The organism is Pseudomonas sp. YuFO8 (genome assembly GCF_035065025.1).
Classification (GTDB): Bacteria; Pseudomonadota; Gammaproteobacteria; order Pseudomonadales; family Pseudomonadaceae; genus Aquipseudomonas; species Aquipseudomonas putida_AE.
Genome location: NZ_JAXDEQ010000011.1, coordinates 1 through 19,658 on the forward strand (window position 1 = coordinate 1; position 19,658 = coordinate 19,658).

Here is a 19,658-nt window from a genome sequence, read left to right on the forward strand (position 1 = left end):
GGTGTTGCCGGGATTTGTGTCTGGCGGTGATCCCCTGTAGGAGCTGGCTTGCCAGCGAAGGCGGTGAGTCAGGCGACGGAGGTGTAGGCTGTGCTGGCGTCATCGCTGGCAAGCCAGCTCCTACAGGAAAATCACCATTCAAAAAATGGTTTACAACCGCTGCACCGTCACAGACCCTGCAGCCCCCTCCATTCCTGGCTGTCCGTCAACACCAGGCTTGCCGCTCTTGCCGCCATCGGCCTTGTAGACAAGACAGCCTTTGGCCTTGCCGCCGGCACCTGGCTTGCCACCAGGCCCGGCCACGCCACCGGCACCGCCGGCCACTTGAACCTTGATCTTGTCTGCCGGGTAATCGCGCGGCACGGCCAGCTTGACCGCCGCGCCCGGCGCACCGGCCTGGCCATCACTGCCATCGCTGCCATCGGCACCGCGACCCGCCTGGCCCCAGGCGCAACCCGGTGCCTGACCGTTGGCCCCGTCGAGGCCGACGAACCCTGGCGCACCCGCGCCACCGCGAGCATCCACCCGTAATTGCGGGGCATTCAGGGCCTTGATCTGCAAGTCCAGATTGCGCCCGGAACGGGCGGCCTTCTGGTAAGTCCCCGGTGCACCCCGCGCGGTGATCTGGCTGCCTTCGGACAACTCGGCGCGATTGACCTTGAGCTCCAGCGCCTGTTCGCCGGGGACGATGGTGATTCGCGCATCGCGACCCAGGTGCAGTTCGCCGACGGTGACTTCGGTCACGTTCGAGGGAATCAGCAAGGTGCCGTAGTCGGCCACTTCCAGGCGTTCCAGTCGCAAGGTGCTGGCGGTGTTGGGCAGGCGCATCAACGAGTTGGTTTCAACGCTCACCACCTGGGCGCAAGCCAATGGACTGATGAGGGCAGCGAGCAGACAGAGTTTACGCATGGGAAGCCTTAGATACGGTGGGAGCCGGGATGGTTTGCAGGTGGAAAACGCCGAAAAAGAGGATCTTCAGGCGATCGAGCCAAGGATGGGCGCGGCCCCTGAGCGTGCGGAAGCAGAACACCGCCTCCAGCAGATGAAGCCCCGCCAGCAGGCAGCCGGCCAGGTCGACCAGCAGGTGCAGTGGATAGACGAACGGCGTGAGCTGATTGACCAGCACCACCAGCCAGAACACCAGGGTCAACAGCTTCCCCAGCCCCCATATCACCTTCATACGCGCCCCCGATGAGAATTATTATTTGCTCGCACAGTAACGGCTTCCATGCAGGATAAGCCAGAGGGCAAACGGAAATTCTCGAGGAAGATGGCAAATGGCCGACGGAACGACGAAAATCATCGCCCGACGGCTCTATTGCGCGGCTCAGCGATTGACGTGCAATTCCACGCGACGATTCTTCGCGCGCCCTTCTTCGGTTTCGTTATCGGCAACAGGCTCACTTTCGCCCTTGCCTTCGCTGGTGACCTTGTTCGGTGCAACGCCCTGGCTCAGCAGATAGCCGGCGACGCTGCTTGCACGTTGCTGCGACAGTTGCAGGTTGTACTCATCCGATCCGACGCTGTCGGTATGACCAATCACCTTGATGCTCGCGACGCTGGCGTCCTGCAGTTTGCCCATGATCGAATCGAGTTTGCTTTGCATGGAGGGGGTCAGGTCAGCGCTATTGAAGGCAAACAGCACATCGTCGGCATCGCTCAGGGTGATGACTTCGGCTTGCACAGGTTCAGGTTTCACGCTGGCCGGGTATTGCGGCAGCGGGCAACCATGATGCTCCACAGGGGTATTGGCGGGCGTGTCGGGGCAGCGATCGCGACGGTCGAATACGCCATCGTCGTCTTCGTCGCCGTCCTGGGCATAACAGATCAAACCACCGGTCAAGACACCCAGCGCCGCTCCACCGGCCGCCCAACCGCTACTTCCGATAGCGCCCAGACCTCCGCCGACGAGTCCGCCAAGGAGGCTGCAGATCGGCCAGGTACGTTGATTGAGGGGGGCAGTGCCATCGCTGTGAGTAGCGCAACCGGTCAACAGGCTGCCAAGCAGCAGAACCGGCAAGACGGTCCTTGTGAGATTGCTCATTTTTGAAAGCTCCTGTGTCACCGGCCAATGCCGGTTACACAGGAGTAAAGACCCGCATCCACGACTGCACAAGCCGTGGATGCGAGGGGTTTAGCGGTTGATCTTGATTTCCGTGCGACGGTTCATCGCGCGGCCGTCAGCGGTTTTGTTATCGGCAACCGGCTGGCTTTCACCGGCCCCGGTGACCGACACGAAGCTGCTGCGAGGCACACCACTTTCGATCAGATATTCCACCACCGAGTGGGCGCGTTTGTCCGACAGTTTCTGGTTGTAGGCATCGCTGCCCACGCTGTCGGTGTGACCGGTCACGGTCAGTTGGGCGCTGGCTGCTTCCTGTTTCAGGCGAGTGGCAATGGTGTTGAGTTTGTCTTTATCGGCGGCTGTCAGCTTGGCCGAGTCGAACTGGAAGTTGACATCGCGAATGACGATGGTTTCTTCCTTGACCACCACGGCCTCTTCAACCACTGGAGCAGGTGCTGGTGGTGGGCAGCCATCGGCATCGACCCGTACGCCTTTTGGCGTGCCCGGGCACTTGTCGCGGCTGTCGAGTACACCATCACCGTCTTCGTCACCATCACCATGGACCCAGCAATAGGCTGCCGCCGTACCGCCGGCAATCAGCGCGCCGTAGCCGGCCCATGACGAGCTCTCGATTGCCCCGAGACCTGCGCCGACGACACCACCGACCGCCGCACAGATCGGCCAGTCGGTTTTTTGCAAACCTGCGCAACCAGTCAACACACTGGTTAGCAGAACCAGGGGTAATGCTGTCCGAACTATGCTCATCTAGTTTTCTCCTGAAGGATCGGCTTAGAACCGATTCAGGGAGTAAAGACCGGAGTTTTAATCTCCGCCAGCAATAGGCCATAGCAGTTTTGTCTCGTGTTCGCGGGGGATTGTGACTTTTGCCGCAAACCCGCTCTAGGATCGAACTGGCGGGCAGGCTAGTCTTGGTAAATCTGATTGAGGATCTTCGATGATTGCAGGTATTTCTTCGCGCACGCCGCAGCAGGCGCTGGCCGCTTTGCTCGACCGTTACGCCCCCGCGCGCCTGTTGTTGATTGGCGCCAGCGAGTTCCCCGCGCTTGAGGCTTTCAAGCTGGCGCATCCGGACAGCAGCGTGGCGCACGCAGCGCCCGGGCCATTGCCCGCAGAGTTGGCGGCGCTGCGCTTTGACCTGGCGCTGGTGGTCGATTGCCTCGAACATTTGCCCAAGCGTGATGGCCTGAACCTGCTTGGCGGCATCCGCAACCTCAACGCCAGCCGCATCGCGGTACTGGCCGACTTGCCGGCGAGCGGCTGGCAGGAAACGGATTTTTTCTCACTGGCACTGCAAGCCAGCGAACGTTTCCAGCGTGACGAGCAGGTACTGACCCTGTTCACCTATGATCTGCTTGAATACAAACAAGTACCCGACTGGCTCAACTCGCGGTTCTGGGCCAATCCGGAAAACTTCGGGAAATATTGGTGGTAACGCAATGAGTACATCCATTTGCCCCTGCGGCAGCGGCACCCTGCTCGACGCCTGTTGCGGCCATTACCATGCCGGACATCCGGCACCCTGCGCCGAAGCCCTGATGCGCTCGCGTTATAGCGCCTACGTGCTGGGCCTGATCGATTATCTGGTGGCGACCACCCTGCCCGCCCAGCAGGCCGGACTCGACCGTCAATCGATCACCGACTGGAGCGCCCAGAGCACCTGGCTGGGCCTTGAAGTCGAAAGCTCCGAAGTGCTCGGCGGCCAGCCGGAGCATGCCTTCGTCACGTTCACCGCGCGCTGGCACGACGGCAGCGGCGAACACAGCCACCGTGAACGCTCGTCCTTCGTACAGAATGCGGGGCGCTGGTACTTCATCGACCCGACCGTGCAACTGGACATCGGACGCAACGACGCCTGCCCTTGCGCCAGCGGGCACAAGTTCAAGAAGTGCTGTTCGGGGTATTTCGGTAGCTGATACAAGGTCAGGAGATCGACCCGATCTGCAGGAGCCGGCTTGCTGGCGATGCAGGCGACGCGGTCTGTAGGAGCCGGCTTGCTGGCGATGCATACGACACGGTGTGCCAGCCACTCCGCCTTCGCTGGCAAGCCAGCTCCTACAGGGTTCAAGGGAGAACAACGACCATGATCACCCAGAGACTCGAACGCTTTCTGCTCACGCTGGCTCTTTGTCTGGGGCTCGGCGGTTGTGCATCCTGGTTCAGCTCCGACGAGCCGGACCCCGAGGTCCATCTGGTCAGGGTCGAAGTCGTGCGGGCCAAGCTGATGGAGCAACGGTTCGTCCTGCATTTTCGCATCGACAACCGCAATGACAGCGAGTTGACCGTGCGTGGCCTGGAGTATCGCATCCACTTGGGCGACATCCTGCTGGCCGAAGGCGAGCATGAGCACTGGGTCACCGTGAACCCCAGGAGCAGCCGTTTCTACAAGGTGCCGATCCGCACCAACCTGTGGCCCAAGGTCAAGGACCTGGTCAAACAGCTGAAAAACCCCGAGCAGGCCGTTCCCTATCGTCTGGAAGGTGAGATGGAAACCGGTTTATTCATCGCCCACTACGTGCACCTGACGCGTAATGGCGTGATAATCCCCGCCGATCTAATTCCGGAGTAACCCCGATGACCCAGCAACCCCATGTCCATGGCCCAGACTGCAATCACGATCATGACCATCACCAGCATGATCACGACCATGGCCATGTCCACGGCCCGAACTGCGGCCACGCCCACCAGGAACCGGTGCGCAACGCCTTGAAAGACGTTGGCCGCAACGATCCTTGCCCATGCGGCAACGGCAAGAAGTTCAAGAAGTGCCACGGCGCCTGATTGACTGATCGGTAGGAGCTGCGATGCGGCTCCTACAGAGCTTTATCCAGAATGTGTGCGGTGCTGACGACCGTGGCGTACTCGCCATGCAAGTTGCCCAGCGACATCGCATGGACCTCTTCAGCGCTGTGGGCATTGCCGAAAAAGTCGGCCTTGTCGAAGGTAAAGCAGGCATCCTCCGCGACCCAGGTGTCAAACCCCAGATTGCCTGCGGTGCGCGCCGTGGACTCCACCGAGTTGTGCGTCGCTACGCCAACGATGACCAACTGCTCGATCCCCGCCTCACGCAAAAACGCCTCCAGCCCCGTCGAACAAAACGCATCCGGCACCTGTTTTTGAATGTGTCGTTCGCCGGCCGCTGGCTGAAACCGCGACTGAAATTCCACCCCGGATTGCTCGGGCCAGAACACTGAATCCTCTGACCTGGACAAATGCTGCACGTGGATCACCGGCCTGGCACTGTGGCGCCAGTGGGCCAGCAGTTCCAGCATGCGTTCTTCGGCGTGGGGATTGTTCCGGCGACCGAGTTTCGGCTGCAGGATGCCTTTCTGTTGGTCGATGATGATCAGCGCCGCGTTTGTCTTGAGCTCCATGCCGGCCTTTCTCCCTCGGGTCATTGGCTGTACCGCCCCCATCTTGCATGGGAGCGGTCATCAGCACCAGATCAATGACCGAACACGCCCACCTTCTTGGCTTTCTTTTCCGTGCGCTTTTCGATCGCCGATTTCAGCGGTTTTTTCTTCGCTGCCTTCTTTGAATCCATACCTTTGGACATGATGCGTACTCCACTGACTGGGGATGTGAGATCAGGTATACACCTATCGCCGCCGGCGTGTTCTTTTATAATCGCAGGCTTTGCACACCGACAGTCCCAGACCATGCCCGATACCCTGTACACCCGGCTCGACGAGCCGTTATGGCCATTGATGAACAAGTTTTATCGCGCCCACCAATCGTCGATGAAGGCGGTTCGCGACGCACAATTGTGGGTGGCGCGGCGCGACGGGATCGTCGGTGCGCTGTGTTTGCGGCCGGTGTCCGGCGGGTTTTGGCTGACCGGGCTGTTTGTCGACCCGGCCTGTCGCGAACAGGGTGTCGCGGGCGCATTGATCGCCGCAGCGATCAGCCAGGTTGAAAGCCCGGTATGGCTGTTCTGTCATCCGGACTTGCGGGAGTTCTATCAGCGTCGTTGCTTCGTCTTCGATCCGCCGATGCCTTACGCCCTGGTCGAGCGCCTGAGTCGATACGCGCGCAACAAGCCGATGATTGCCATGGGCCTTGCGCGGTAACGGATCAGTCGTCTGCGTTGGGATCCAGATCCGGGAACATCACCTCGGTAAACCCGAACTTGCTGAAATCGCTGATGCGCGACGGGTACAATCGACCGATCAGGTGATCGCACTCATGCTGCACCACCCGCGCATGAAAGCCCGAAGCGATGCGCACGATCGGCTCACCCTTGGGGTCGAAGCCTTCGTAGCGGATATGTTGATAGCGATCCACCGCACCGCGCAGCCCAGGCACCGACAGGCAACCTTCGAAACCTTCTTCCAAAGTCGGGCTCAGCGGCGTGATCAGCGGATTGATCAGGATGGTCTGCGGCACCGCTTCGGCGTCCGGGTACCGTTCGCTGTGCTCGAAGCCGAAGATCACCAGTTGCAGGTCGACGCCGATCTGAGGCGCGGCCAGGCCGACCCCGCCAACGCTTTCCATGGTCTGGAACATGTCGTCGATCAGTTGCCACAATTCGGGGCTGTCGAACATCTCGGCCGGCACTGGCGGGGCAATGCGCAACAGGCGTTCATCGCCCATTTTCAGAATTTCACGAATCATGGTCAGGTTTCGTCTATGGTCGGTTTCGGTTGTGAGTGATCGCGGCCCAGTCCCGATACGTGCTGTTTTTCCTCATGCACGGGGCCATGCTCGCCGGGGACCTTTTCGCCAGGGTCCTTGCCCTCTCGCGACATGTGCTCGATCACCGCATTCATCTCCGCGCCCAGCAGCAACACCGCGGCGGAGATGTAGAAGTACAGCAACAGCACAATGATCGCGCCGATACTGCCATACATGGCGTTGTAGTTGGCGAACTCCTTGACGTACAGACCGAAGCCCAGCGACGCGATGATCCACACCACCACCGCCAGGACCGAGCCGGGCGTGATGAAGCGAAACTCCTGCTTGACGTCAGGCATGACGTAATAGATTAGCGCCACGGCGACCATCAGCAGGATCACGATCACCGGCCAGCGTGCAATGGTCCAGAGGGTAACGATGAAGTACTCGAGACCGACTTGCGCAGCGATCCAGCCCATCACTTGTGGGCCGAGCACCATCAGCGCGGCGGCGATCAAAAGCATGCCGGCGATGCCGACGGTGTAGATGATCGACAAGGGAAAACGCTTCCACGCCGGACGGCCTTCGACCACATCGTAGGCGGCGTTCATCGCGCTCATCATCAGCCGCACGCCGGCCGACGCGGTCCACAGGGCTATCACGATACCCACCGACAGCAGGCCACCTTTGGATTGCTGGAGCTGGTCGATCACCGGGTTGACCTGCTCCAGCGCCTGGGGCGGCAACACCAGTTCCGACTGCAGGCGCAGCCAGGAAAAGAAGTCAGGCAGGTGCAGGAAACCGATCAGGGCGATCAGGAACAGGATGAAGGGGAACAGCGAAAACAGCATCTGATACGCCAGCGCCGAGGCATAGGTCGACATTTCGTCGTCGACGAATTCAGTGACCGTGCGCATCATCACACGGTGCATGGGCAGACCTTTCATGTCCGGAAAAATCATTAGCGTCTCCATTCGCCGCAATCAGGATGGGTTGAAGTCATGGCGACTCAGGGGCTGTTTTCTACATCAAAAGTAGATTACCTGGCGACTTTGAAACAATTTCCCTGCTCAAGTTCAGGCTGACATAAAAACGGCCATCCGTGGATGGCCGCCGCTGTCACCAATCAAGGCCGAATCAGGCCTTGTCGACGCCTTTTTTAACAGCGTCCTTGGCTTTGCCCACCGCTTGTTGAGCTTCGCCTTTCTTTTCCTGCACCACGCCTTCGGCGCGCATCTTGTCATTACCGGTGGCCTTGCCAACGCCTTGCTTGACGTTGCCGGCTGCTTCGTTGGCCATGCCTTTTACTTTATCGCCTGTGCTGCTCATGGTGTTTCTCCCGAACAATATTGATGAATAAAGTGGTTACAGAAGGTTGACCGGAGGCGTTTGCACGGAGTTTCATTTATTTTTACCGCGACATTTCATCGATCCGCGCAGGTTGGGCTTTATGTTTACCGGCCAACCCCCGAGAATGCGCAACGTATTCAGGCCCTGGCGCTGAAGATCCAATTTTGTAGGAATGTTATGAAAATCGATAAAAAGCAGGCCATTGCCCGCAGAAACCTGGAACTGGGCGGTGCTGTGCTTGGCGTCAACAACTGCCATTTCACCGAACTGAACCGCAACCGCAACATCTGGTGGTTCGATATCCCGGTGACGCGCCTGGCCGTTGGTCAGTACGAGTGGATTCACCTGCTGATGCACACCCCGGACACCGACCAACTGCTGCACCTGAAAGTGCCGACCGTGTTCCTGCGCGAGAAGCTCGAAGGCCTGGTGGTGCGCAACGAAGGCAAGCGCAAGGCGGCGTTGAGCCTGGAACTGAGCGCCGACAAGGATTCCTTCCTGCAGGACATGCGCCCGGCGGGCACCAACGTCAATTTCGCGCCGTTCCGCCAATAATCGAAAAGACCGCAGCCCTGTAGGAGCTGCCGAAGGCTGCGATCTTTTGATCGTCAACAAAAAGCCCCGCATCTGCGGGGCTTTTTGTTTTACGCGGCGTTCTTCGCCTTGATCTTCTTCAACTCTTCATCGCGCAACTCACGACGCAGGATCTTGCCGACGTTGGTGGTTGGCAGCGCATCGCGGAACTCCACGGAGCGCGGAACCTTGTAGCCGGTGACATTGGCGCGCATGTGCTCCATCACCTGTTCCTTGGTCAGGGTCACGCCCGGTTTGGCGACGATGAAAATCTTGATCGCCTCCCCCGACTTCTCGTCCGGCACGCCGATGGCCGCGCATTGCAGAACGCCCGGCAGGGTCGCCAGCACGTCTTCCAGTTCGTTCGGGTACACGTTGAATCCGGAGACCAGGATCATGTCTTTCTTGCGATCGACAATGCGCATGTAGCCGTCAGGCTGGATCAGCGCGATGTCACCGGTCTTCAACCAGCCTTCGCTGTCGAGGATTTCATCGGTGGCTTCCTGGCGCTGCCAGTAACCCTTCATCACCTGCGGACCTTTCACACAGAGTTCGCCGATTTCGCCCATTGGCTGTTCGACACCAGCATCGTCGACAATTTTGCACAGGGTCGACGGCACCGGAATGCCAATGGTACCGATCTGGATCTTCTGGATCGGGTTGACCGTGGCCACCGGGCTGGTTTCGGTCATGCCGTAACCTTCGCAGATGGCGCAACCGGTGACCGCTTTCCAGCGCTCCGCCGCCGCCAGTTGCAGGGCCATGCCGCCGGACAGGGTGACTTTCAACGCCGAGAAATCCAGCTTGCGGAAGCCTTCGTTGTTGCACAGGGCCACGAACAGGGTGTTGAGGCCGACGAAACCGCTGAACTTCCACTTCGACAGTTCCTTGACCATCGCCGGCAGGTCGCGCGGGTTGCTGATCAGGATGTTGTGGTTGCCGATCAGCATCATCGCCATGCAATGAAAGGTGAACGCATAGATATGGTACAGCGGCAGCGGCGTGATCAGGATCTCGCAACCTTCATTGAGGTTGGAACCCATCAGTGCCTTGCACTGCAGCATGTTCGCCACCAGGTTGCGGTGGGTCAGCATAGCGCCCTTGGCCACGCCAGTGGTGCCGCCGGTGTATTGCAGCACCGCGACATCGCTGCTGGCCGGGTTGGCTTCAGTCACGGGTTGGCCATGGCCCTTGCTCAACACGTCGTTGAACTTCACCGCTTTTGGCAAGTGATAGGCCGGCACCATCTTCTTCACGTACTTGATCACGCTGTTGATCAGCAGACGCTTGAGCGGTGGCAACAGGTCCGCCACTTCCGTGACGATGACGTGCTTGACCCCGGTTTTCGGCACCACGGTTTCAGCCAGGTGCGCCATGTTAGCCAGGCAAACCAGGGCTTTGGCACCGGAGTCATTGAACTGGTGTTCCATTTCCCGCGCGGTGTACAGCGGGTTGGTATTGACCACGATCAGCCCGGCGCGGATGGCACCGAAGACGGCAACCGGGTACTGCAGCACGTTCGGCAGCTGCACGGCAATTCGATCGCCCGGCTGCAAATCGGTATGCTGTTGCAGGTACGCGGCAAAGGCACCGGACAATTCGTACAGCTCACCGTAGGTGATAGTCCTGCCCAGGTTGCTGAATGCCGGTTTGTTGGCGAAGCGTTGGCAGGATTGCTTCAACACTGCCTGAATATTCGGGTACTCGTCTGGATTGATGTCGGCAGCAATTCCAGCTGGGTACTTATCCTTCCAAAAGTCTTCGATCATGGAAGCCCACTCCTCAGCAACGCGAATTCAGCACCGCATTTGATGCGATTATTATTGGTGTTTGGTTATTGGTGAATCTGGGCTTTCATACAGGCCGAGAAGCACAAAACGCGCCGAGAGTAGCAGCTTTGCCAAGGGTCGCCTAGAGCCAAAAGCGGCCTCTACAGTCACAATTGTGACTCAAGAATGACAAGCGGTCATTTTAGAGCAAAAAACCTATATCGCCTTGAAACCCCCGAAAATCGGGGGCTCAAAACAAAAGATCGCAGCCTTCGGCAGCTCCTACAGGGGAATGTGATTCCTGTAGGAGCTGCCGAAGGCTGCGATCTTTGGAGAGCGCCCCGCTCTACAACCTGTTACGCGATATCCCGCAACTCCCGCCGCAGAATCTTGCCCACCGGCGTCATCGGCAACGACTCACGCAGGACGATGTGCTTGGGCACCTTGTACGCCGTGAAGTTTTCCTTGCAGTAGGCCTTCAGCTCTTCAAGGCTGACCCCCGCCTCACGCGCCACCACGAACAACTTCACCGCCTCGCCCGAACGCTCGTCCGGCACACCGATCACCGCGCAGTTGGCGACTTTCGGGTGAGCCATGACCACGTCTTCGATTTCGTTCGGGTACACGTTGAAACCCGAGACGATGATCATGTCCTTCTTGCGATCGACGATGCGCACGAAGCCGTCCGGGTCGATCACCGCGATGTCGCCGGATTTGAACCAGCCCTCGCTATCCAGCACTTCGTTGGTCGCCTCGGGTTTCTGCCAGTAGCCCTTCATGATCTGCGGGCCCTTGATGCACAGCTCGCCACGCTCGCCCAATGGCTGCTCGACGCCTTCGTCGTTGATCACCTTCAGCGTGGTGCCCGGCACCGGCAGGCCGACCGTGCCGATGCGCGACTGGTCGCCATAGGGGTTGGTGCAGGCCACCGGCGAAGTTTCGGTCAGGCCGTAGCCTTCGGTGATGCGGCAACCGGTCAGTTGCTCCCAGCGCTCGGCCGTGGCCTTGACCAGCGCGGTGCCGCCGGAGTTGGTGAGCTTGAGGCTGGAGAAGTCCAAGGTCTTGAAGTCCGGGTGGTCCATCAGCGCGACGAACAGCGTGTTGAGCCCCAGCAATGCCGAGAACCGCCAGTTCTTCAGCTCCTTGATGAAAGCGCCGATGTCCCGGGGATTGGTGATCAGCACGTTGTGATTGCCGGTCACCATCATGCACATGCAATTGGCCGTGAACGCATAGATGTGGTACAGCGGCAGCGGCGCGATCATTACCTCCTGGCCTTCGCGCAGCAGCGGCCGGCCGTCGGCCGCGAACTGGCCGAGACAGGCCCGGGCCTGCTGCATGTTGGCCACCAGGTTGCCGTGGGTCAGCATCGCGCCCTTGGCCAGGCCGGTGGTGCCGCCGGTGTATTGCAGCACGGCGATGTCGTTGAGGCCTGCCTTCAACCCCTTGATGCCCAGGCCGCGGCCCATGCGCAACGCACTCTTGAAGGAAATCGCCTGGGGCAAGGAATAGGCCGGGACCATTTTCTTCACCTTGCTCACCAGCGTGTTGACCAGCCAGCCCTTGGCGGCCGGCATCAGGTCGCCCATCTTCGCTTCGATCAGGTACTGGATGTCGGTGTCGGGCAGCACTTCCTGGACTTTCTGCCCGAACATGTTCAGGTACACCAGTGCCCGGGCGCCGGAATCCTTGAACTGGTGACGCATCTCCCGCGCGGTGTACAGCGGGTTGGTGTTGACCACGATCAGCCCGGCGCGCAAGGCGCCGAACACGGCGATGGGGTATTGCAGGACGTTGGGCATCTGCACCGCGATGCGATCCCCCGGCACCAGGTCGGTATGGGCTTGCAGGTAACCGGCGAACGCGGCGCTGTAGCGTTCCAGTTCGGCGTAGGTCAGGGTGACGCCCATGTTGGTGAAGGCCGGGCGATCTGCGAACTTCTTGCAGGAACGCTCGAACACCTCGATGACCGACTTGTATTCAGCGACATCAATGTCCAGGGGGACGCCGGCCGGGCGTTTGTCATTCCAGAAATCAGGTTGCATTGTTCTTGTCCTCTTTACCTGAACCGATCCGGGGCCGCTGATCTGTCATTTCTCAAATACAGAACGCGGAGCTTCACGGACACTAGCAGCTATGGCGAATCAGGCAAATATGGGCAAGGGCGTCATAGACCGTGTGAATCTTCCCGCCGTGGCGTGGGCTGATGCCAGCGCCGTTATGCGCTATACAATGCAACCACCCCGCGCCCATGCATGGAAAGGAATCGCCATGATCCACGACACGTTCTGGCTGACCGCCAGTGACCGCAGCCGCCTCTTCGTCAACCAGTGGCTGCCTGCTGGCAGCCCCAGGGCCGTGATCCTGCTGGCCCACGGCATGGCAGAACACAGCGGTCGCTACGGGCGCCTGGCGGAAAAACTCTGCGAACAGGGCTACGGCGTCTACGCGCCGGACCTGCGTGGACATGGCAAAACTGCCGAAAACGGGACGCTCGGCCATTTCGCCGACAGCGATGGCTGGGCCAAGGTGGTGGGCGACCTGGCGTGCCTCAACCAGCACCTCGGCCAGCAGCACCCCGGGACCCCGATTGTGTTGCTGGGGCACAGCATGGGCAGCTACATCGCCCAGGCCTATCTGCTGCATCACAGCGCCAGCCTGCACGGGGCCATTCTCAGCGGTTCGAACTTCCAGCCCGTGGCCCTTTATCGGGCGGCCCGCCAGATCGCGCGTATCGAACGTCTGCGCCAGGGCCCCAAGGGCCGCAGCGCCCTGATCGAATGGCTGTCGTTCGGCTCGTTCAACAAGAAATTCAAACCGGCGCGCACCCGCTTCGACTGGCTCAGCCGTGACCCGGTCGAGGTCGACCTGTACGCCAGCGATCCGCTGTGCGGCTTTCGCTGCACCAACCAACTGTGGATCGATTTACTCGGCGGCTTGCAGCAAATCAGCAAAGCGTCCAATCTCGCCCAGATCGATCCGGGCCTGCCGCTGCTGGTGATCGGCGGCGAATGTGATCCGGTGAGTGAGGGCAAGCGTCTGAATGATCTGGCCAACGCGCTGCGCGAGGCTGGCAGCCAGAGCCTGCAACTGACCGTTTACCCGCAGGCACGGCACGAACTGTTCAACGACATCAACCGCGATGAAGTGACGACCGACGTGTTGGCCTGGATCAACCAGGCGTTGAGCAATCCGCGACCACACCGAACCGAATAGTTTTTTGTGAATTTTTTAATTCGTCACAGGAATCCAGACACATGACCCAGGTTACCAACACCCCTTACGAAGCCCTCGAAATCGGCCAGACCGCCAGCTTCAGCAAAACCGTTGAAGAGCGCGACATCCAGCTGTTCGCCGCCATGTCCGGCGACCACAACCCGGTGCACCTGGACGCCGAATACGCCGCGACCACCATGTTCAAGGAACGTATCGCCCACGGCATGTTCAGCGGTGCGCTGATCAGTGCCGCGGTCGCCTGCGAGCTGCCTGGGCCGGGCACTATCTACATCGGCCAGCAGATGAGCTTCCAGAAGCCGGTGAAGATTGGCGACACCCTGACCGTGCGCCTGGAAATCCTCGAGAAACTGCCGAAGTTTCGTGTACGCATCGCCACGCGCGTTTTCAACCAGCGCGACGAGCTGGTGGTGGATGGCGAAGCGGAGATCCTGGCGCCGCGCAAGCAACAGTCGGTGACTTTGACCGAGTTGCCGGCGATCAGTATCGGTTGATTACGTTAAAAGATCGCAGCCTCGTTTCACTCGACAGCTCCTACAAGGCTGCGATCTTTTGATTTTTCAAGGCTCCTGCACCTGCACGCTCGCCGTCATCCCCGCACTCAGGTTGAGCCCTTCCGGCAACTTGTCCAGCTTGATCCGCACCGGAATCCGTTGCGCCAGCCGCACCCAGTTGAACGTCGGCTCGACTTCCGCCAGCAACTGCCCATCCGGCGTGGTATTGCGGTCGGTAATCCCCCGGCTGATGCTTTCCACCGTCCCCTGCAAGGCATCCCCGGCGCTCATCAGCCAGACTTTCACCGGGTCGCCGACGCGAATCCGCGGCAGCTTGGTTTCTTCGAAGTACGCCTGCACATAAAAGGTCGAGTCGTCGATCAAGGCCATGACTGACTGCCCGGCGTTCACATAGTTGCCCTGGGCCAGGCGCAGGTTGGTGATGTGGCCGTTGCGCGGGGCGTGGATCTGGCTGCGGTCGAGATTGATTTGTGCGGCCTTGGCTTCGGCCTGGGCCTCGCGCAATTCGCCCCGGGCGATGCCGGCGTTGATCTGCGCATTTTCCCGCAGCTCGGCACTGATCGCCTGCGGCCCGAGACTGGCGCGTCGGCTGGCTTCGCGCTCGCGTAGATTGAGTTGCTGCTGGCGGGTCTGCACCACCGCCTGGGCCTTCTCCAGCGCTGCCTCGAAACGATCGCGGTCGATGCTCAGCAACAGGTCGCCGGCCTTTACTTCCTGGTTGTCGTGGACCTTGAGCTCGCGCACCCAGCCCGACACATCCGGGGAAATCACCACCACATCGGCACGGATGCGCGCGTCGCGGGTCCAGGGGGTCAGCATGTAGTACTGCCACAGATGGACGCCGGCAAAAATCGCCACGGCCACCAGGCACAGGGTGACGGCTACACGTACGGGGGTACGCATGTTCAACTCCTTATAAAGGTCCGAGGACGACGGTGATCACGGTCAATACACAGACGTACAAGGCGCAATCGAATAATGCTTCATGCCAGATCCAGCGGCTCACCGGGGTCAGGCGCAATAACAGGCGCAAGGCGCCGGTGACCAGCAGTGCCAGCACCAGGTAAATCAGGAATGGACTGAGCAGCACGCCGCCCACCGACCACTCACGCAAGCCCATGAATTTCCTCCTGCTGGCGGCACCAGGCGCGCCAGCTGTTTTGCAATTGCAGCACCGCGCCCTGGGCCAGCTTCAGCGCATCGCTGGGAGGCAAGGCGTACAGGGTTTGCAGCAACGCTTCACTGGGTTCGGCCAAGGCCTCGGCGCGACTGCCGGCAGGGCCCTGGCGCAGGACATTTTCCAGGTCGTCGAGATAACGCCGCTGCGGCGCCGTGACCGGTACCTGCGCCACCGCCAGGCTCAAGCGCAGGTGCAGCAATTCGTCGCCGATGTCCAGGCCGAGCAGGCCGTCGTCCCAGCGACTGCGCGCCGGTTCCGGCAGTTCCGGATAGTGCCGCGCCAGTTGCAGCAAACGGTCGGCCATGCGCCCGCCGAACCAGCTTTCGGCACCGGCCAGGTTGCGCCGGGTCAGGCGCACCAGGTCGTCCAGGGTTGCCGCCAGCAAACGTCGGCCATGCCAGGTCGGGTTGCGCAGGATCAGCAAATGGAACGCCAGCACCGCCGCACCGACGCCGATCACCATGGCCTGGGCGCTGTTGAAGAAGGTCGCGACGCCGAACTGCATCTGGTTCAGCGGGGCCACCAGCACAATGAAATGCAGGCAGAACGAAGTGGCCGTGGCGCCGATCTGCGGCTTGGCCATGCCCAGCGCGCCGAAAAACAGCGGCACGCCCATGCCCAGGCAGAGCATGGCGAAACTGCTCCATTGCGGAAGCAAAATCTGCCCGACGACAAACGCCGCCGGAATGGCCAGGAAAATACCGCGCATGAAACTCATGCCGATCTGCGCGCCGTTCTCGCGGCTGGCAAACAGGCTGCAGACCACACAGGTCAACACCAGCGCACCAGCCGCGGCGGGCCAGGCGGTTGCCAGCCAGAAGCACGACACCACCAGGAAGGCCAGGGCGCTGCGGGCGCCGAAGACCAGGGCTAACGACAGGTCGCGGTGCGGTGTCAGGGTTCTCGGCGGAACCACTGCGTCACGGCCCTCCTCCACCGCTTTCAACGCCGCGTTCGCCGCCATGGCGGTGTCCATCAACAAAGTGAAACGGACCAGGCAATAACTCTGCGCAGAACTGATGTGCGGGTCATGGGAAGCATCGAGCAACCGCGGGCGCAAGGCTTGCAGGATCGCGGCATCGGCACTGCCCAGCGCCTCCTGGACCTCGTTCATCCACTGCAACAACTGCTCGGACTCCTGCGGTTCCAACTGCTTCCACTGCCGGCGCACCGAACGGGCAATGCGCAACAGCATCAACAGCTTCTGGCTCAAACCGCTGATGGCCCGCGCACGTTGGCGTCCCTGGCCGCCTTCGAACCAGGCGTGTTCGCGCTGGGCGTCCACCGCGACGATTCTGCCGAGGATCTCCAGCAGGCCCTTGCGCGCCTGGCCATCGCCAGCCAGGGTCGCCCGCGCGGCATTGATCCCGCTTTGCCAGGCGGCCCGGGCCTGGTCGGCCAATTGGCGTTCCACCCGCAGCGGCCAAATCAAGGCACTGCTGACCGTGGCGCAGATAATCCCCAGGCTGATTTCCGTGCAACGCGCCACGGCCTGATCGAACACCGTCAACGGATGGTTGATGGCCGGCAAGGCAATGATCGCCACCGTGTAACCGGCCAGCACAAATGAATAGGACCAGGCGCTGCGCAGCAGTGTTGAACTGGCGGTACACAGCCCGAGCCACAACGCCAGGGCCAGCAGGAACAGCCAGGGCGTCTGGGCAAAGACGCCCATGAACACCACCGACATGATCGTCCCGACCAATGTCCCCAACAGTCGCGCCAGGCCTTTTTGCAGGACCATCCCGGACAACGGCTGGGCCACGATGAAGGCCGTCATCAACGCCCAGGCCGGTTGCTCCAGGCCCCAGCGCAACGCGAGCCACAGCGCCACGCCCCCGCCGATCAGGGTCTTGATCGCGAATTGCACGGCGCGCAGGTCAGGCGCGAACAAAGCCTGCAGGGTGATAGGCACTAAATGGACTCTCGAGAGGACGATTTAACGATAGACGGCTTCTCCCACGACCTCTCATAAAACGCGGATTCTGTAGGAGCTGCCGAAGGCTGCGATCTTTTGATCTTGCTCTTCAGCGGGTTCAAAGCCGCCAAAAGATCGCAGCCTTCGGCAGCTCCTACAAGGGTTTTTGCGGTGTTATTCACAGGGCACAAAAAAACGCCAGGCTGGCTGGCGTTTTTGACAGCTAACGAACGCTTACGAGCGTGCGCGAGCCTGGTTACGCAGGGCTTTCACCTGATCGTGATTGCGCTGTACGCCATGGTACTGACGCTCAACCACATCACGAATGCTGACCAGGTTGTCCTTGTTGATTTTTTCGATGGCTTCCTTGTAAGCCTTCTTCGCATGGTCTTCACCACGCTCGGCTTCATTCAATACAGCCTCTTCGTCCTTGCCGGTGAACATCGACTTCACGTCGACCCAGCGACGGTGCAGATCACCGCTGACACTGGTGGAAGTTTCCGGATCGCCACCCATCGAGCGTACGAGGCTCTGCAGTTCAGCGGCAGCTTGTGCGCAATCGGCAGAACGTTGCACGAACAGGGTTTTGAGTTCAGGTTGTTTGATGTCTTCAGCGCAAGTCTTGAACCCTTCCTGACCGTCCTTGCAGGTTTCGATCAGGTCGTTGAGTACAGAAATCGCTTCTTTATTCATGTCGGTCATTTTCAATTCCTCGCGGGTTGATGAAAGATGCAATAGCTATTGCACTGGTCATGCCAGCCCGGAATTGATTGGTAATTCGTTATTTTTCAATTACTTAGAATTTATCCGAAAATCTGTATCCGTTTTATTTGCATGATCTGTCATTTGGCCTGCATGCAGAATGCCTGTATTTTCCAGACTGATTGATTCAAGACGGCCGATTGATGAACCCTGAAAAGCTCGAACTATTGATTACCCGGCAAATGCCCTTCGGCAAATACAAGGGCCGCATCATCGCCGACCTGCCGGGCCCCTACCTCAACTGGTTCGCCCGGGAAGGTTTTCCCCACGGCGAATTGGGCGGGCTGCTGGCCCTGATGCAGGAAATCGATCACAACGGCTTGTCCGAGTTGCTCGAACCCTTGCGCGCCAAACATGGCAAACCCGCACCCCGTCATTGAACCGAGTAACCCCATGCCCGATAACACCCGCCGCGCCCGTGATGAAGCATTCTGGAAAACCTTTGCCGACCGCTACGCTGTGCAACCCGGCCCGATCAACCTGGAAAACGGTTACTTCGGCCGTATGTCGCGCACGGTGGTCGAGGAATATCAGCGCAACATCGAACTGATCAACCGCAGCAACTCGGTCTATGTGCGCCAGCGTTTCGAACAGGGCGAGAGCCAGAAGATCAGCGCGCAGGTAGCCGGGTTGATTGGCGTTGCCGCAGAAAGCGTCGCCCTCACCCGCAACGCGACGGACGGTTTGCAATCATTGATCCGCAACTACAACCTACTTCAACCAGGCGACCAGGTACTGTTCAGCGATCTGGAGTACGACACTGTCAAGGGCGCCATGCGCTGGCTGGCGCGCCACCGCGGTGTTGAAGTAGTCGAGATCGAACACCGTCATCCCGCCAGTTTCGACAGCCTGCTGGGCACTTATCGCGAAGCCTTCGCGCGTTATCCGCGACTCAAGCTGATGGCCCTGACCCACGTCACCCACCGCACGGGCCTGGTGATGCCGGTCCAGGCGATTGCCGCCGCCGCCAAAGAACATGGCATCGACGTGATTCTCGACGGCGCCCATGCGCTGGGCCAGTTCGAGTTCGACCTCGCTGAGCTGGGCATCGACTTCGCCGCCTACAACCTGCACAAGTGGATCGGTGCGCCGCTGACCCTGGGCTTCGTCCATATCGCCCCCGAGCGCCTGGCCGACATCGACCCGGACATGGGCGAGATGCATTTCCCGGCGACCGACATCCGCGCCCGCACGCCGTACAGCACGCCCAACATTCCGGCCTTGCTCACCCTGCCGCTGGTCATCGAGGAGCATCATGCGATGGGCGGTGCCGCCGCCAAGGGTGCGCGACTCAACTACTTGCGCAACCTGTGGGTGAGGCCGGCACGGGAGCTGCCGGGCATCGAAGTGATGACGCCGGATGACCCACGGTTGTATTGCGGCATCACGTCGATGCGTTTTACTGCGCATGCCGATCAACAGCCGATGGTCGAGCGCCTGCTCAAGGACTACAACCTGTTCACCGTGGTGCGCAGCGGGGCGGCGTGTGGGCCGTGTATTCGTATCACGCCGGGGCTGACGACTACGGCGGCGGATATGATGGTGTTGACTTCGGCGTTGACTGAGTTGCGCTGAGATTACTGTGGGAGCGGGCTTGCTCGCGATGGACGTTAACGATAACGCGGGTTGCCTGATGCCCCGCGTTGTTCACAGGTTTTTC

Annotated in this window: 24 protein-coding genes; 10 read left to right on the forward strand and 14 right to left on the reverse strand. The window is 60.3% G+C overall.

What is annotated here, in order from left to right:
* Positions 1 to 150 precede the first annotated feature (150 nt).
* The 4 genes from SOP95_RS12000 to SOP95_RS12015 form a co-directional block, all read right to left on the reverse strand.
* Entirely contained in the window at positions 151 to 909 is a 759-nt protein-coding gene (locus tag SOP95_RS12000) for a collagen-like triple helix repeat-containing protein (RefSeq protein ID WP_323607231.1), read from the reverse strand.
* Positions 902 to 1,180, reverse strand: a complete 279-nt coding sequence (locus tag SOP95_RS12005; RefSeq protein ID WP_323607232.1) for a DUF1145 domain-containing protein — start codon at positions 1,178 to 1,180, stop codon at positions 902 to 904. Before SOP95_RS12005 ends, SOP95_RS12000 begins: the two co-directional genes overlap by 8 nt.
* Before the next feature lie 147 nt (positions 1,181 to 1,327).
* Positions 1,328 to 2,044, reverse strand: a complete 717-nt coding sequence (locus SOP95_RS12010) for an OmpA family protein (protein WP_274073404.1) — start codon at positions 2,042 to 2,044, stop codon at positions 1,328 to 1,330.
* Positions 2,045 to 2,134: 90 nt separating this feature from the next.
* On the reverse strand, positions 2,135 to 2,830 hold the full coding sequence (locus SOP95_RS12015; protein ID WP_274073403.1) for an OmpA family protein: 696 nt from the start codon (positions 2,828 to 2,830) through the stop codon (positions 2,135 to 2,137).
* Between the two features lie 190 nt (positions 2,831 to 3,020).
* Here SOP95_RS12015 and SOP95_RS12020 point away from each other — a divergent pair, with 190 nt between their 5' ends.
* The 4 genes from SOP95_RS12020 (at position 3,021) to SOP95_RS12035 (ending at position 4,864) form a co-directional block, all read left to right on the forward strand.
* Positions 3,021 to 3,518 carry a DUF6231 family protein gene (locus tag SOP95_RS12020; protein ID WP_274073402.1) on the forward strand — a complete coding sequence of 166 codons (498 nt, stop codon included), beginning with the start codon at positions 3,021 to 3,023 and terminating at the stop codon, positions 3,516 to 3,518.
* A gap of 4 nt (positions 3,519 to 3,522) precedes the next feature.
* Positions 3,523 to 3,999, forward strand: coding sequence for a YchJ family protein (locus SOP95_RS12025; protein WP_046816639.1), 477 nt, complete (start codon positions 3,523 to 3,525; stop codon positions 3,997 to 3,999).
* A gap of 167 nt (positions 4,000 to 4,166) precedes the next feature.
* Positions 4,167 to 4,652 carry an LEA type 2 family protein gene (locus tag SOP95_RS12030; protein ID WP_274073401.1) on the forward strand — a complete coding sequence of 162 codons (486 nt, stop codon included), beginning with the start codon at positions 4,167 to 4,169 and terminating at the stop codon, positions 4,650 to 4,652.
* Between the two features lie 5 nt (positions 4,653 to 4,657).
* Positions 4,658 to 4,864 (forward strand): SEC-C metal-binding domain-containing protein, encoded by a 207-nt coding sequence (locus SOP95_RS12035; RefSeq protein ID WP_008056806.1) that lies wholly within the window; start codon positions 4,658 to 4,660, stop codon positions 4,862 to 4,864.
* A 32-nt stretch (positions 4,865 to 4,896) separates the two neighbouring features.
* Here SOP95_RS12035 and SOP95_RS12040 read toward each other — a convergent pair whose 3' ends face one another.
* Entirely contained in the window at positions 4,897 to 5,457 is a 561-nt protein-coding gene (locus SOP95_RS12040; protein WP_323607233.1) for a cysteine hydrolase family protein, read from the reverse strand.
* A gap of 285 nt (positions 5,458 to 5,742) precedes the next feature.
* On the opposite strand from SOP95_RS12040, the gene SOP95_RS12045 reads away from it, so the two are divergent.
* The gene (locus SOP95_RS12045) at positions 5,743 to 6,153 is read left to right on the forward strand and encodes a GNAT family N-acetyltransferase (protein WP_323607234.1); all 411 of its coding nucleotides are present in this window, start codon (positions 5,743 to 5,745) and stop codon (positions 6,151 to 6,153) included.
* Between the two features lie 4 nt (positions 6,154 to 6,157).
* Here the strand turns inward: SOP95_RS12045 and def are convergent, their stop codons facing one another.
* The 3 genes from def to SOP95_RS12060 all read right to left on the reverse strand — a co-directional run bounded on the left by def (position 6,158) and on the right by SOP95_RS12060 (position 8,026).
* Entirely contained in the window at positions 6,158 to 6,697 is a 540-nt protein-coding gene (gene def, locus SOP95_RS12050) for a peptide deformylase (RefSeq protein ID WP_130210077.1), read from the reverse strand.
* Between the two features lie 2 nt (positions 6,698 to 6,699).
* Entirely contained in the window at positions 6,700 to 7,659 is a 960-nt protein-coding gene (locus SOP95_RS12055) for a YihY/virulence factor BrkB family protein (RefSeq protein WP_274073398.1), read from the reverse strand.
* Between the two features lie 175 nt (positions 7,660 to 7,834).
* Complete coding sequence (locus SOP95_RS12060; protein ID WP_020798093.1) at positions 7,835 to 8,026, reverse strand: CsbD family protein; 192 nt, start codon at positions 8,024 to 8,026, stop codon at positions 7,835 to 7,837.
* A 198-nt stretch (positions 8,027 to 8,224) separates the two neighbouring features.
* Between SOP95_RS12060 and SOP95_RS12065 the strand changes: the two genes are divergently transcribed.
* A complete protein-coding gene (locus SOP95_RS12065; protein ID WP_274073397.1) occupies positions 8,225 to 8,602 on the forward strand; it encodes a hypothetical protein in 378 nt (125 codons plus the stop codon).
* 89 nt (positions 8,603 to 8,691) lie between these two features.
* Here the strand turns inward: SOP95_RS12065 and fadD1 are convergent, their stop codons facing one another.
* A complete protein-coding gene (gene fadD1, locus SOP95_RS12070) occupies positions 8,692 to 10,389 on the reverse strand; it encodes a long-chain-fatty-acid--CoA ligase FadD1 (protein WP_274073396.1) in 1,698 nt (565 codons plus the stop codon).
* A gap of 356 nt (positions 10,390 to 10,745) precedes the next feature.
* Positions 10,746 to 12,434: a long-chain-fatty-acid--CoA ligase FadD2 gene (gene fadD2, locus SOP95_RS12075; protein WP_323607235.1), complete on the reverse strand. Its 1,689-nt coding sequence runs from the start codon at positions 12,432 to 12,434 to the stop codon at positions 10,746 to 10,748.
* 226 nt (positions 12,435 to 12,660) lie between these two features.
* On the opposite strand from fadD2, the gene SOP95_RS12080 reads away from it, so the two are divergent.
* Together SOP95_RS12080 and SOP95_RS12085 are read left to right on the forward strand one after the other, a co-directional pair.
* Positions 12,661 to 13,605: an alpha/beta hydrolase gene (locus tag SOP95_RS12080; RefSeq protein ID WP_274073394.1), complete on the forward strand. Its 945-nt coding sequence runs from the start codon at positions 12,661 to 12,663 to the stop codon at positions 13,603 to 13,605.
* Positions 13,606 to 13,646: 41 nt separating this feature from the next.
* On the forward strand, positions 13,647 to 14,117 hold the full coding sequence (locus SOP95_RS12085; RefSeq protein WP_274073393.1) for a MaoC family dehydratase: 471 nt from the start codon (positions 13,647 to 13,649) through the stop codon (positions 14,115 to 14,117).
* Between the two features lie 66 nt (positions 14,118 to 14,183).
* Here the strand turns inward: SOP95_RS12085 and SOP95_RS12090 are convergent, their stop codons facing one another.
* The 4 genes from SOP95_RS12090 to SOP95_RS12105 form a co-directional block, all read right to left on the reverse strand.
* Positions 14,184 to 15,041 (reverse strand): efflux RND transporter periplasmic adaptor subunit, encoded by an 858-nt coding sequence (locus tag SOP95_RS12090; protein ID WP_274073392.1) that lies wholly within the window; start codon positions 15,039 to 15,041, stop codon positions 14,184 to 14,186.
* Positions 15,042 to 15,051: 10 nt separating this feature from the next.
* The gene (locus SOP95_RS12095; protein WP_046816627.1) at positions 15,052 to 15,258 is read right to left on the reverse strand and encodes a DUF1656 domain-containing protein; all 207 of its coding nucleotides are present in this window, start codon (positions 15,256 to 15,258) and stop codon (positions 15,052 to 15,054) included.
* The gene (locus tag SOP95_RS12100; protein ID WP_323607236.1) at positions 15,245 to 17,233 is read right to left on the reverse strand and encodes an FUSC family protein; all 1,989 of its coding nucleotides are present in this window, start codon (positions 17,231 to 17,233) and stop codon (positions 15,245 to 15,247) included. The genes SOP95_RS12095 and SOP95_RS12100 overlap by 14 nt, the downstream gene beginning before the upstream one ends.
* 237 nt (positions 17,234 to 17,470) lie before the next feature.
* Positions 17,471 to 17,938, reverse strand: a complete 468-nt coding sequence (locus SOP95_RS12105; RefSeq protein WP_323607237.1) for a ferritin-like domain-containing protein — start codon at positions 17,936 to 17,938, stop codon at positions 17,471 to 17,473.
* Between the two features lie 203 nt (positions 17,939 to 18,141).
* On the opposite strand from SOP95_RS12105, the gene SOP95_RS12110 reads away from it, so the two are divergent.
* A complete protein-coding gene (locus SOP95_RS12110) occupies positions 18,142 to 18,378 on the forward strand; it encodes a DUF3820 family protein (RefSeq protein WP_008056784.1) in 237 nt (78 codons plus the stop codon).
* A 13-nt stretch (positions 18,379 to 18,391) separates the two neighbouring features.
* On the forward strand, positions 18,392 to 19,573 hold the full coding sequence (locus SOP95_RS12115) for an aminotransferase class V-fold PLP-dependent enzyme (RefSeq protein ID WP_274073389.1): 1,182 nt from the start codon (positions 18,392 to 18,394) through the stop codon (positions 19,571 to 19,573).
* Positions 19,574 to 19,658 lie beyond the last annotated feature (85 nt).